Consider the following 13,884-nt stretch of genomic DNA (forward strand, 5'->3'; position numbering starts at 1 on the left):
TAAAAACCAAACTTAAATCTGCTGGGGAAGAATCCATTTTGATTAATCTTTTTCAAAATCGATTCTTTTTATTTATCGTAAAACTTTGGATTGCGAGGTATTTTTAATCAAACTTTATTTCACAGCTACAGTAAACTCATACCTTTTTATTATTTCATATGTAACTTTCACTAAGGAGATTATTTCTTTATGCTAAAATTTAATTGAGTTTGTGTTGAAGGAGAACATGGATTAAATAATAAGGGGGGAGAAAGGACATTGGAAATAGAAAAATTAAATTTACCCATTGATGGTAAGCATTTTTTACTTACTCATCAAATTAAAGAAAATGAATTTGAATGTCTCAATATTGAATTTTACAGCTATTCTAATGGTTTTCTTTTAGATGTAGTGGAATGGACAAAACAAAATGATTTTTCTTTATCAATATTGGATAAAGAATTTACAGAAACGTTTTTAGCGAGTTTAGAGAAGTTTAAACCATACCTTGTTATTGGGAGCAATATAGACTCAGGTAATCTAATTACTATCTACCAGCCCACAGGAGAAATATATGAGCTAGAACATGAGATTACGGAAAGAGTAGAAAGATATTTTGTTAATTCTTCTATAGAGAAAATGTATTGCTGCTTCAATTATTTTAAAAAATGTTGGATTCAACTATTAGAGCAAGAACACTACATAAGTCATAATCTAATGAACACTTTTTATGAATTAAAGAACAAATTAGTGGAGTTTGATACTAACATATTAATAAATGATAATGACTACAATAGACAATTTTGGAATTGTTTATATCACAGTAATTTAAACTTTCTTTTGGAAAAGTCAAACGAGAAATAGATTATCTCTGATTGAAATAAACGTTACTTCAAAGTAAAAAACGACTTTTTAAGAAACAAAAGCAGATTAAGGAATAGCTCCTTACTGGTTAAAATTTCACTAAAAAATAAAATAACAGTAAGGAGTGGTTTCTTAATCCCGCATTGCACCTGCTTCACGGGAAGTCATTGCTCCTTGTCCTTCTCTTACATCATTTTGAATTTGTTGTTTCACTTTTTGCGCATCAGTTTCTGCAAAATTTGGTTTCATAATAGAACTAGACTTTTCTATAGCTTTTTTATTATGTTGCATACAAACCCTCCTGACTTTAACGTTTATCTAACTTATTATGTGCAAATGTACACATGATATCCACCGAGCAATCGAGCGCATTTATGGATTAATACAGGCAGATATGGGGCAGGCAGAGCTATTTAAAAGTGACGGCGATTTTACCTAAAAAGCTGATATCAGAAATTCAGAAGTATGTTCAATAAGAAACAATATATATTCCTAAATCTAAAGCCTCTCATCAGAGACGGGATACACGTTCCGGAACAAGAAAGCTAATCGATGAAAGAAATGCTTCTATTAAACGGTAGAACGATTAATCAAATAGCTGATGAATATCACCTCTCCATTAAAACAATCAAAAAATTATCTACTCTAAATGAATAAAAAGGAAGTACTGGTGAAATGATGCTCATTGCTTTTTCTTATGGTGAATTTGTTTCTTAATTATTTCCTACATTTTATATCATTCACCAATCATGTAATGTTAAGAGAGATGACAAAAGAAAGGAAGAATGTACAAATGAGTATAGTAAAAAACGGAACACTGCAAGTACTTGGAGCGAGCATCTATTATGAGGTGCGTGGCTCAGGTCCAATTCTTCTTTTGATCCATGGTGGGGGTGGTGATGCCGACAAGTTCCATAATATCGCCGATCATCTTGCTAAATGGTATACCGTTGTTACTTACGATCGCCGTGGTCATTCCCGTAGCAATCTCGTCAATAAAACTGAGGATTATCATGTACACACACATAGCGAAGACGCTCATCGGCTGCTAGCCAATCTGACCAATGAACCAGCTTATGTATTCGGAAGTAGTTCCGGTGCTGTCATCGGACTTGATTTGTGCATACGCCATCCTGAGCAGGTACAGTTACTAATCCCACACGAACCGATTTTATTACAACTTTTACCTGAAAATGAGTTGAAGCAAGCTATAAATTTCATAGAAAACCTTAAGAGAAATCATAAAAGTGAGGTCATGAAGTTATTGTCAAATATTGATGAAAGTAATTCCGGACCATCAAAGAATATGTTAACAGAGCGACTACTCGTTAATTCGACTTATTTCACTGAGTATGAAATCCCTGGAATTCTCAGCTATACTTTAAACATCGATGCATTAAAGTCCCCATTAAAACCTGTATCGATACAGGTACTTCCATCCGTCGGAAGTAATTCACGAGAATCTTTTCCTTACCATTGCGCAGTCAACTTAGCAGAACACCTCGAAACAGAATTCGCAGAGTTTCCCGGAAACCATGTGGGCTATAACACAGTGCAACATAAAGAGTTTGCTGAGAGGTTACATGATGTTATTGAGAATTAATCGGGAAACTACCAATGATTAGTGTATAAACACAATAGCACGAATAGATATTCATGGAGCTACAAGACAATACGTAATTTAGGATTTTGTCTATATGTCTAAATTTATTTCAAAGCATCAGCAGAATATGAACAACTAAAAAGAAGCAGCTACCTCTCCATTTAAAGGTATCTGCTTCTTTTTACATAGATTCTATAATCATTTGTCTTTCATACCACTTGTTTAGTTTTTCATTAACGCTTTTTGAAATACGCTTCATTTTGTTATTACAGAACCTTGATAGCGTAGCAGGGGATAGACCTATTTCATCTGCTATCTCACGCATTGTTTTATTTTGATGCATATGCTGATACATAATTTTTTCTCGTATCACATCTTCTGTTCCTTCAGGAGTTTGTTTTACTGTCTCTGCAATATAATGATCTTCCTGTTTCTCTTGCATACCTATTGTTTTTTTCTTTACCATGCTATCTATATTATTCATCAATTCTTGTGGTGGTAAGATAATGATTCCTAATTTTGAATAGTAATTCTTAAACCAATTACGTTCTCCTATCTTTGTTTCATCCAATTCCTCTGCATACGCCCAATGTGAAATTACATTTTCTTTTTCTAAATCATTTAGAACATTTTCTAGTTGTTCACGAATTCGAGTTGGGCGCCCCTTTGTAGTTGTAATGCCCATTACAGATAGTAAACCTTTTTCTCCACCAATGGAGTATGGTCTTTTTAAAGTACTGTATTGTTGACGGATTCGCCACTGCCAGGATAAATAACGTATTAAACGTTTATGAAACTTGTGTCTATAGCTATTATACTCTAATGCTTTTTTGGATAATAAAGCAGTTGTGCTATTAGATCCATACAAATAGCCCGATAAAAAACTACCTGGTTTAATCTTACAGGATTCTATCCCCATATATTCATTAGTATTCTTATCTCTCCATAACACTACAGAGTCCAGCACGAATAGCCTTTTGATTACTTCACGTTTTACTTCAAATTTTTCCCCAGTTTCAGCTTGATCGTTCAATACTACAACTTCATTATCATCATTCAAATAAATAAAGATGCTTGCTAACGCTGCAATACGTTGCGCTACTTTTATCTTATCTTCTGCACGATAATACTCTACACCGTTTGCTGAGGCTTTCGGCATATTACATAATTCCAACACATTTTCATAACTAAAATCTATGAATTCATCTGGAGATTTAGCTTGATTTAACCATTGTATTGTAATGGTATCCAAACAGTCTGCTGTAAGATCATCCATATTACTAATTACTCCATCAACTAATATAGACCATCTTTCTGCTTCGTTTGTATTCACTAATCTCAAATCCTCATCCTTATGTGAAGATAGTTGTGCAACTCCGCTTGAATTTTTTGTTTCTAATGGCAGTACCGGTTTTGCTACTGCTTCATCTTCCTCAAAATGATTTTTTGCTATTCCATCACGTAATTGATAGTACATTGCGTCATTGGTTACAGGATAGTAATCATCAGATATATCTTCTATATGTTCTGTTACCTGACTATCTTCAAAAATTGAAATTTGAGTTGGTTCAACTGCTTCAACTTTTCCTCCGAATTCTTGTTCAATGATCTTATCTAGTACATTTTGAATCTCAATTTTATATTTATTCAGATTGGCATAAATGTTTAACAACGATATTCCTTGCTCTTGTTTCTGACCTAACCAAGAAACCAGCGTCGAAAAGGAAGGGGACATATTAGCTGATGTTACTAATTTATCGTGATTCTCTTGTACTTCTTTATAATATTTATTCCATTTGGCCCATAACTGCTTGTTTTCTTCATAAATTGGAGCAGCAAGTAGGAGGGCATCACTAAACAATGCTAACACTTTCTCCATATTTAAATACCTCCTAACAATATTAATTACAAATATAATTTGAATCTTAAAAATGTGAAACGTCATAGCTATATGATGGCTATATAACCTTTAAGTTGAAATATTATCAGAATAATCAGCACAATTGTTGATTTTTACTTGTTCTATTATGGATCATTTAAATTCTCTTTACTTGTCTTTAATTATATAAAACTGCTTCTATTTGTAAAATCATTACTTTACAATACAATTTCAATTTTTAAAAGTGTTTAATGCTCAAATTTAGTTACTGTTACATTTTTAACATCTATATCTTTGATTCAAAAAGTTGTAAACCCGAGTGGTAAATATGTTGATGCAAGTCCTTGAATATCGTATTCTTCAGTCTTCCATTCCCTAAATCTTCTTCATCAACAATAATAGTTTTTGGGGCGACTCGATTTGTTAGCTTGATAATTATGGGGCTTTCCTCTAAAAGAACCAAAGTAAACAATAAAAGCGCTTGCATAATTAAAAATACGAGTTATAATACTTGTATACAAGTATACTTGATTAACATGAGGTGAATTTATGGCGAAATCAATGGAATTTCTTTATCCTGAAAAATGGCTTTCAAAAGCTTCTACAGGTGATCGTGTTGCGAGCGAACTGAGAATGCGCATTATTGCAGGGGAGATTGAAAGCGGTACCATCCTGTCGGAAAATAAATTAGCTGCCGATTTTTCTGTAAGTCGGTCACCTGTTCGTGAAGCATTAAAAGTACTAGCTTCTGAAAATATTATTCGCTTAGAAAGAATGGGCGCAGTTGTCATTGGTTTAACCGAGAAAGAAATCGAAGAAATATACGATGTTCGTTTACTTATAGAAAAGTTTATCTTTGAGCGACTTGTAAAGATGGACACAAATGATTTAGTAAGAGAACTAAATAAAATAATGGAAATGATGAAAATCGCCATTAAATATCATGATTCTGATGAGTTTTCTTATCAAGATCTTTTATTCCATGAAACGATTATTCTAACCATTGAGCATTCCTACATCCTGATGATTTGGAATAATTTAAAGCCTGTTATGGAAAGCTTAATCCTTTTATCAATGCGTACTCGTTTCAAGGAAAAGTACGAAGACTTTGAACGGGTTATTAAAAATCATGAGCTTTATATAAAAGCAATTGAATCAAAAGATCGAGCCCTCATGATTGAGGCCTTACATCTAAACTTTGATGATGTTCAAGGGAAAGTTGAAGATTTCTGGATGTCACAACAAATGTTATCTAAAGGAGTAGAGCAAGGACATGAGTAGCTATATGTTAGGTATAGATATCGGTACAACAAGTACGAAAGCAGTTTTATTTACTGAAAAAGGCGAAGTCATCCAAACCGAGAATATTGGTTATCCACTTCGCACACCGGATATATCCACAGCGGAACAAGATCCAGAAGAGATTTTCCAAGCTGTTTTACAAGCAATATCAAATATAACGAAACAGCATTCAGATAAAAAACCATCGTTTATTTCATTTAGCAGTGCTATGCATAGTGTCATAGCTATGGATGAGAATGATCATCCGCTGACACCTTGTATCACTTGGGCAGATAATCGTAGTGAGGCATGGGCACATAAAATCAAAGATGAACTGAATGGCCATGAAGTTTATAGACGAACAGGAACACCTATTCACCCAATGTCACCATTAAGTAAAATTACATGGATTGTGAATGATCATCCGGAAATTGCTATTAGAACGAAAAAATATATTGGAATCAAAGAATATATCTTCAAACAATTCTTTGATCAATATGTTGTTGATCATTCCATCGCATCGTGTATGGGTATGATGAACTTAAAAACAATAGATTGGGATGAGGAAGCTTTAAAAATTGCTGGTATAACACCAGCTCAATTATCTGAACTCGTACCAACCACCCAAACATTTAGCAACTGCAATCCAGATTTAGCCCAAAAGATTGGTATCGATTCACAAACACCGTTTGTCATTGGTGCCAGTGATGGAGTGCTTTCTAATCTAGGTGTGAATGCAATTCGAAAAGGTGAGATTGCTGTCACAATTGGGACAAGCGGTGCTATTCGGACCATCATTGATAAACCACAAACAGATAAAAAAGGAAGAATATTTTGTTATGCCTTAACGGAAAAGCATTGGGTAATTGGTGGACCGGTAAACAATGGAGGGATGGTCCTTCGCTGGATTCGTGATGAACTTGCTTCATCAGAAGTAGAAACTGCGAAAAGACTAGGAATTGATCCATACGATGTATTAACTAAAATAGCTGAACGTGTGAGACCTGGTGCAGACGGATTATTATTCCATCCATACCTCGCAGGGGAACGTGCACCATTATGGAATCCAGATGTACGTGGCTCCTTCTTCGGTTTAACGATGTCACATAAGAAGGAACATATGATTCGTGCAGCTTTAGAAGGTGTTATATATAACTTATACACTGTATTTTTAGCATTAACCGAATGCATGGATGGTCCTGTAACTCGTATTCAAGCAACAGGCGGCTTCGCAAGGTCTGACGTTTGGCGACAGATGATGTCCGATATTTTCGCATCTGAAGTCGTTGTTCCAAAGAGCTACGAAAGCTCTTGTCTAGGTGCATGTATATTAGGTCTCTATGCCACAGGAAAAATTGATTCTTTTGAAATCGTTTCCGAAATGGTTGGCAGTACCTACAAACATACACCGAAAGAAGAAGCAACAAAAGAATACAGACAATTACTGCCTATATTTATTAACCTATCAAGGGCGCTAGAAGATGATTATACACGAATTGCAAATTATCAAAGAAATTTAATAAAGTAAAACTTTCATCAGTAATCCCCCACGCCTCGCTTCTATCTAAATCTCGAGGTGGGGGGCCTTACTTCCCGCGAATACCGGGATAAATACAAATACAGCTAAGATTAGGGGGGAACTACGATGCCATTAGTCATTGTAGCAATTGGGATTTTAGCATTACTTTTACTGATTATGCGCTTTAAATTAAATACCTTTATTTCATTAATCATTGTATCGGTCGGGGTTGCTTTAGCACTTGGAATGCCACCAGAAAAAATTTTTAAAACCATTGAAGCGGGATTAGGCGGAACACTTGGTCATTTAGCACTCGTTTTTGGACTTGGTGCGATGTTAGGTAAGTTGCTTTCAGATTCTGGGGGCGCACAACGTATTGCCATGACACTTGTGAAAAAATTTGGTGAAAAGAACATTCAATGGGCTGTTGTGACTGCCTCATTTATTATCGGGATTGCATTATTTTTTGAAGTAGGATTAGTATTATTAATTCCGATTGTATTTGCGATTTCAAGAGAATTAAAAGTTTCTATCTTATATCTCGGTATTTCGATGGCAGCAGCTTTATCTGTAACACACGGATTTTTACCGCCACACCCAGGACCAACTGCTATCGCTGGTGAATTGCATGCAAACATCGGTGAAGTATTACTTTACGGTTTTATGATAGCGGTTCCAACGGTTGTGTTAGCTGGACCTATATTTACTAAACTTGCAAAAAAACTAGTACCTGATGCGTTCACAAAAACCGGTAATATCAAATCTTTAGGTGAGCAGAAAGTATTTAAACTTGAAGAAACTCCTGGCTTTGGAATCAGTGTTTTTACCGCTTTACTGCCTGTTCTTTTAATGGCAGTCGCTACAATTATTACTTTGCTGCAAAAAACAATGGGATTCAAAGATAATAGTTTACTAGCAACGATCGAGTTTATTGGGAATGCGGATACTGCCATGTTGATATCCTTACTGGTTGCAATCTATACAATGGGATTGGCAAGAAATATTCCAATCAAAAACGTGATGGAATCTTGTACAACAGCAATCTCTAATATTGGGATGATGCTTTTAATTATTGGTGGAGGCGGCGCTTTCAAACAAGTATTAATTGATGGCGGCGTTGGTAACTATGTAGCCGAATTATTCAAAGGAACTTCATTATCACCGATCTTGCTCGCATGGATTATCGCTGCCATCTTACGTATTTCATTGGGGTCTGCTACGGTTGCTGCATTAACAACTGTCGGTTTAGTGATTCCGATGTTAGGTCAATCTGATGTTAACCTTGCTTTAGTTGTCCTTGCAACAGGGGCTGGTAGTTTAATTGCTTCACACGTGAACGATGCTGGTTTCTGGATGTTCAAAGAGTACTTTGGTTTAAGCATGAAAGAAACATTTGCAACATGGACTTTACTTGAGACTATCGTTTCTGTAGCCGGATTAGGGTTTACTTTATTACTAAGTTTATTTGTATAGATCTTTCTAAACAGTAAAAGGGATACGGCAGCTGTTAAATGTGATTTTTCATAATTAACCGGTTATTCTTCATGATTGATTAATAAGGATGAAAATTTCTCTTTATTTTTTAACTTGATAGTGATGTGCCGTGTCCCTATAACCTTTTGCACGAATACTGGCAGAGCCTATTGAAATGAAAAAGATTGATTATTTGATTAAAGTGTTATTTTAGGTATATATACTATAATACAGAGTAACATACATGGAAAGGAACGATGGAATATGAAAAAGTTACAAATTGGAGTTGTTGGTGTGGGCGTTATGGGAAAAAGCCTCGCACTTAACTTTGAGAGCAAAGGGTATTCTGTTGCCCTATATGATATTTCAAAGGAAAAAGTTGATGAAATTATTGAGGAAAACCGTGGTAAAAACTTAGTTGGTACTCATATAGTTGAAGAGTTTGTTAACTCACTTGAATCACCTAGAAAGATTTTATTAATGGTTAATGCAGGGGAAATTACAGATAAGGCGATTGATTCTCTAGTCCCTCACCTCGATAAAGGTGATATTTTAATTGACGGTGGTAATACATACTTTGTCGATACAATTCGCCGAAACAAACGTCTTGCCGAAGAAGGAATCAATTTCATCGGGGCAGGTGTGTCAGGCGGCGAAGAGGGTGCATTGAAGGGACCATCTATTATGCCAGGCGGACAGAAGGATGCATACGAAAAAGTAAAGGATATGCTTGAAAACATCTCTGCAAAAGTGAATAACGAGCCTTGCTGTTCTTATATCGGCCCTAATGGGGCAGGCCACTATGTAAAGATGGTTCACAACGGTATTGAGTATGGAGATATGCAATTAATTTGTGAAGCATATTTCTTCTTGAAACAAACACTTGATTTGACTGCAGAAGAGTTCCATGAAATATTTGCTGAATGGAATAAAGGTGAACTGAACAGCTATCTAATTGAGATTACAGCCGATATCTTCAAGAAGAAAGATGAAGAAACTGGTGAGCCATTAGTGGATGTTATTCTTGATACTGCAGGACAAAAGGGTACAGGGAAATGGACAAGTCAAAGCGCACTTGATTTAGGTATCTCTCTTCCTATTATCACGGAATCTGTATTTGCACGTTGCATTTCTGCTTTAAAAGAAGAGCGCGTGAACGCAAGCAAAGTTTTATCTGGCCCTAAAGATAAAACAGCGATTGGAGTTGAAAAAGCTGAATTAATTGAAGCAGTGCGCCAAGCTTTATATATGAGTAAAATTTGTTCTTATGCACAAGGATTCACGCAATTGAAGGCAGCTTCTGAGGAATATGATTGGAACCTTGATTTTGGCAGCATTTCTATGCTTTGGAGAGGCGGATGCATTATACGTGCTGCCTTTTTACAGAACATTAAAGAGGCTTATGAGACAAACACTGACCTACCGAACCTTTTACTTGATCCATACTTTAAAGAAATTGTAGAGTCATATCAAGGCGGATTACGCCAAATTATCTCAATGGCGGTACAACAGGGCATTCCGATACCTGCATTTTCAGCAGCAATTTCTTATTATGACAGCTATCGTACTGCCAAACTACCTGCAAACTTGTTGCAAGCGCAGCGCGATTATTTTGGAGCGCATACGTATAAACGAGTAGATAAAGAAGGTACATTCCATACAAAATGGATATAAAATAAGAAATGGACTAAGATTAAATTCTTAGTCCATTTTTCATCCCACAATTCGCAGGCTATAAGACTCCCACTGATGGAAGTTCACTTTAAACGAATAACTGAATCAAAATGCGTTTATTTTTCCCATTTAGATGAAAAACCACACATAACCTTTAAGGTGAAATGTTATGTGTGGTTTTTACTCCTTTTATTTTGGATCATTTAAATCCTCTTTACTTGCCTTTAATTATATAAAACTGCTTCTATTTGTAAAATCACTACTTTACAATACAATTTCAATTTTTAAAAGTAAATTAGTTAAACACACTTATTTTTTGCTTAACGCCTAGATAACTTGTTACTCTAAGTCAAAATTCAAATACCCCAGCTGCTTCTTACTTAAAACTACATAGCCTTATCTTGGCTATAAACTCTTATTTGAAACTATATGGCTTTATCTTGGCCATAAGCTATTATTTGAAACTATATAAGCCTTATCACAGCTATAAACTCTTATTTGAAACTATATAGTCTTATCGCGGCTATTACTTCTTTCTTGAAACTATATAAGCCTTATCACGGCTATAAACTCTTATTTGAAACTACATAGCCTTATCATGACTATAAACTCTTATTTGAAACTACATAGCCTTATCTTGGCTATAAACTCTTATTTGAAACTGCATAGCCTTATCACGGCTATAAACTCTTATTTGAAACTATATAGCTTTATCGCGGCTATAAGCTCTTATTTGAAACTATATAGCCTTATCGCGGCTATTACTTCTTACTTGAAACTATATAGCCTTATCACGGCTATTACTTCTTACTTGAAACTATGTAGCCTTATCGCGGCTATTACTTCTTACTTGAAACTATGTAGCCTTATCGCGGCTATTACTTCTTACTTGAAACTACATAGCCTTATCTTGGCTATTACTTCTTATTTGAAACTACATAGCCTTATCTTGGCTATAAGCTATTACTTGAAACTGCATAGCCTTATCGTGGCTATAAGCTATTACTTGAAACTGCATAGTCTTATCACGGCTATTACTTCTTACTTATAATAATGAATAGCTATATTGTGGTTATAATTTCGTAATTTATGAAACGTTATAGCTATATGATGGCTACAACTAAAAAAAAATGAAACGAGAATATCCTGAAAATCATTCGACTAAAAAATTTTTATTCTATGTAATTTACTAATAAACGTTGATATAAAGCCATTTCATTAAATATGAAAGAAAAAACGATAAAATTATTATAGCTATATGATGGCTACAACTTTCACTTTAAAACTTCAAACAAATCTATATATACCAAGGGTTACAGCAACTTTCAATAAAATATAACTTATTTTAAAAACATGAAACGTTATAGCTATATGACGGCAGGAAACATGAAACGAAATGAAACGATTATAGCAGTATGATGGCTACAACTTTTCATTTAAAAACAGTTATAACTCCCTATATATCAGTGTTTATACGAAATCTATAGAAATTTCTTAGTCAATCCAAAATATGAAACGTTATAGCTATATGATGGCTACAACTTTAAAACAAAATTAGCATAAAACCCTATAAAATCAATGGTTGAGTAAGATTTCTCCCGCAACATACTACGTTTCATATTCAAAAAACTTCATAGCCCTATGGTGGCAACAAACTTTTTTTTATGAAACGTCAAATCCCTTGTCCCCCAAGGGATTTGGGCACGTTTCATTTTTTTATTTTTCCTCTTAAAGGGACAGATTTCACCAGTATTCGATTTGATATAATCAAAAATGAAATTCTATATCTAATTGTGGGGAAAACTGCAACTTAACATAAAAGGAGGTGAAAAAGATGGCAAAACCTTTCGTTATAAAGAACAAACGTAGTTTGAATGGTGAAACAACAACACCGGTAATTGTAACAATTAAATCATGGCAAAAGTTAGTAAATGCTTTAGAAGGTAAGTATTACAGTTTTAAAGATACTTATCTAGAAGACATTGTGAATTCAATGTCCTATGAAGAACGAATTGCAGATGAAGAGGGGTTTGTTGCTAAAGCAAAGCCATCTTTTTCACTGAAAATGAAAAAGATTGTAGATAAAGTAAGTGAATTTGATAAAAACGAAGGCAGAAAACATAAGCTATATGGAATTACAAATGCTGATTTAGAAGTATTTCTATTTCTTCATAAAAAATGTAATACATATGGTGAGCTTTCGCATGTATCGATCCATATGCTTTGGGAAGATTATAAAAATTATAAAGAAGCATTTGCACATATTCACCACTCACAATTTTATGTAGCTTTGAAGAAGTTAAGTTTCCATAACATCATTACAATCGAAAATGAGTACAGTGGTAAATATAAAATCACCTTAACTGATTTCATGAATAAAGAAACGAATAAAGCAAATGCATATACATTTATTAGCCCGATAGTATTTACCAAAGAATTCTTTGAGTTATCCATTGCAGCTAAGAAACTATTCATGGATGTAGCAATGCAGCAGAAACGCGAAACTACCCTGAAACGTTCTTTATTCAAAGTTGATGAACAAGGAAACTCAACACACTTTGGTGGTATGTATCGTTACTTACATAAGAAATACCCACATCAGATTCGTGCTGTACTTGAGGAATTAGAAACAAAACTTTCTGCTACTGGATCTCCTTTATTTAAAATTTGCAAGTTAGAAAAAGGGAAGCAGAATAAAAAGCAATACACAACATTGCATTTATCTGTACATCCTGATTTCTTATGTGCAAAAGAAGAAGGAGCAGAATACCGTGATCCATTTACACCACGAGATACATATAAGCGTAAAGCTAAATTCATAGAAAACTTGTTAGTTGAAATGAATATTTCTGAATTTGCAAAGGATATGAACCAATTCATTAACGTTTTAAAACACTCCTGTCATCGTCAAATTCGCCAAGTAGTTCGTGGCTTACGGGAAATGATTGATCGACAAGAAGGATATCCGAAAAAGCTTGTTTATACACTAAGTAAATTATTAAAGCAATCTTCTCAATATCGTGTATTAGACACAGCTGCTAAAACTGGTATTTATCCTTTAATTACACACAATGTACCTAAACATGAACAAGAAGAGGCCATTTTTAAATTTGGTACTCATTTTGCTATATACTCTTTACGCAATGTTCAAAAGCTATTCCGTAAAGCGCATGACCTGCTTCATGCGAAATATGCTGTACCCGTAACTATAGATGCATATCATCGTAATTACATGCAGTATCAAGAGGAATCACTATTTAGAAAATATGCTTATGAGCAGGGCGTAAATATTAACGCATATACAGCATTAGAAATTGAAATTCGCGAACTCTTAAAGGCTAGTGGACATAAAGGAAATCAAATCCCTAGCGATATTCGTGAACTGTTCATTGAAAAAATTGATAAATTGCCGAAGGAAAAGATTCGTGTAATTGAAGTCCCTGAAGACTTTGATTTAATTCCGTTCCTACAATCTTTAGAAGCATATTACCGTTCAACAAATGAAATACCACATACGGTTGATCAGCTGCTTCCAGCAATGCAATGATACAGCTCTCTATTTTTGAAAAAAGCAAAAGTGGAGGGCTATTCGTGTTGGAGATAACATGTGAA

9 protein-coding genes and 1 pseudogene are annotated in these 13,884 nt (G+C 34.6%); 8 read left to right on the forward strand and 2 right to left on the reverse strand.

Translation table 11 applies throughout. The features are described from left to right. Positions 1-258: 258 nt before the first annotated feature. Positions 259-843, forward strand: a complete 585-nt coding sequence (locus ACTFRU_RS23655) for a hypothetical protein (protein ID WP_048538516.1) — start codon at positions 259-261, stop codon at positions 841-843. 132 nt (positions 844-975) lie between these two features. Here the strand turns inward: ACTFRU_RS23655 and ACTFRU_RS23660 are convergent, their stop codons facing one another. Then, positions 976-1,134, reverse strand: a complete 159-nt coding sequence (locus ACTFRU_RS23660) for a hypothetical protein (protein WP_164876550.1) — start codon at positions 1,132-1,134, stop codon at positions 976-978. Between the two features lie 101 nt (positions 1,135-1,235). Here ACTFRU_RS23660 and ACTFRU_RS23665 point away from each other — a divergent pair. Together ACTFRU_RS23665 and ACTFRU_RS23670 are read left to right on the forward strand one after the other, a co-directional pair. Beyond that, a pseudogene (locus ACTFRU_RS23665) lies at positions 1,236-1,500 on the forward strand (CD3324 family protein). Positions 1,501-1,636: 136 nt separating this feature from the next. After that, positions 1,637-2,446, forward strand: coding sequence for an alpha/beta fold hydrolase (locus ACTFRU_RS23670; RefSeq protein WP_048538517.1), 810 nt, complete (start codon positions 1,637-1,639; stop codon positions 2,444-2,446). A 181-nt stretch (positions 2,447-2,627) separates the two neighbouring features. Here ACTFRU_RS23670 and ACTFRU_RS23675 read toward each other — a convergent pair whose 3' ends face one another. Continuing rightward, positions 2,628-4,325: a helix-turn-helix domain-containing protein gene (locus ACTFRU_RS23675; RefSeq protein WP_048538518.1), complete on the reverse strand. Its 1,698-nt coding sequence runs from the start codon at positions 4,323-4,325 to the stop codon at positions 2,628-2,630. A gap of 549 nt (positions 4,326-4,874) precedes the next feature. Between ACTFRU_RS23675 and gntR the strand changes: the two genes are divergently transcribed. From gntR to ACTFRU_RS23700, 5 genes are all read left to right on the forward strand, one after another. After that, complete coding sequence (gene gntR / locus ACTFRU_RS23680; protein ID WP_001130025.1) at positions 4,875-5,606, forward strand: gluconate operon transcriptional repressor GntR; 732 nt, start codon at positions 4,875-4,877, stop codon at positions 5,604-5,606. Beyond that, positions 5,599-7,134, forward strand: a complete 1,536-nt coding sequence (gene gntK, locus ACTFRU_RS23685) for a gluconokinase (RefSeq protein WP_048538520.1) — start codon at positions 5,599-5,601, stop codon at positions 7,132-7,134. Before gntR ends, gntK begins: the two co-directional genes overlap by 8 nt. 117 nt (positions 7,135-7,251) lie before the next feature. Continuing rightward, positions 7,252-8,598, forward strand: a complete 1,347-nt coding sequence (gntP, locus tag ACTFRU_RS23690) for a gluconate permease GntP (protein ID WP_440037910.1) — start codon at positions 7,252-7,254, stop codon at positions 8,596-8,598. 264 nt (positions 8,599-8,862) lie between these two features. Continuing rightward, entirely contained in the window at positions 8,863-10,272 is a 1,410-nt protein-coding gene (gene gndA / locus ACTFRU_RS23695) for an NADP-dependent phosphogluconate dehydrogenase (RefSeq protein ID WP_173602547.1), read from the forward strand. 1,834 nt (positions 10,273-12,106) lie between these two features. Beyond that, entirely contained in the window at positions 12,107-13,819 is a 1,713-nt protein-coding gene (locus tag ACTFRU_RS23700; RefSeq protein ID WP_173602548.1) for a hypothetical protein, read from the forward strand. Positions 13,820-13,884 lie beyond the last annotated feature (65 nt).

Origin of the sequence: Bacillus cereus group sp. MYBK220-1, assembly GCF_051916445.1 — a bacterium.
GTDB lineage: Bacteria > Bacillota > Bacilli > Bacillales > Bacillaceae_G > Bacillus_A > Bacillus_A cereus.

What these genes read in the sequence shown, in the direction of transcription:
- ACTFRU_RS23700 (WP_173602548.1), top strand. Translation starts at nt 12,107, where the DNA reads ATGGCAAAACCTTTCGTTATAAAGAACAAACGTAGTTTGAATGGTGAA.
- ACTFRU_RS23675 (WP_048538518.1), bottom strand. Translation starts at nt 4,325, where the DNA reads ATGGAGAAAGTGTTAGCATTGTTTAGTGATGCCCTCCTACTTGCTGCT.
- ACTFRU_RS23660 (WP_164876550.1), bottom strand. Translation starts at nt 1,134, where the DNA reads ATGCAACATAATAAAAAAGCTATAGAAAAGTCTAGTTCTATTATGAAA.
- ACTFRU_RS23670 (WP_048538517.1), top strand. Translation starts at nt 1,637, where the DNA reads ATGAGTATAGTAAAAAACGGAACACTGCAAGTACTTGGAGCGAGCATC.
- gntP (WP_440037910.1), top strand. Translation starts at nt 7,252, where the DNA reads ATGCCATTAGTCATTGTAGCAATTGGGATTTTAGCATTACTTTTACTG.
- gntR (WP_001130025.1), top strand. Translation starts at nt 4,875, where the DNA reads ATGGCGAAATCAATGGAATTTCTTTATCCTGAAAAATGGCTTTCAAAA.
- gndA (WP_173602547.1), top strand. Translation starts at nt 8,863, where the DNA reads ATGAAAAAGTTACAAATTGGAGTTGTTGGTGTGGGCGTTATGGGAAAA.
- gntK (WP_048538520.1), top strand. Translation starts at nt 5,599, where the DNA reads ATGAGTAGCTATATGTTAGGTATAGATATCGGTACAACAAGTACGAAA.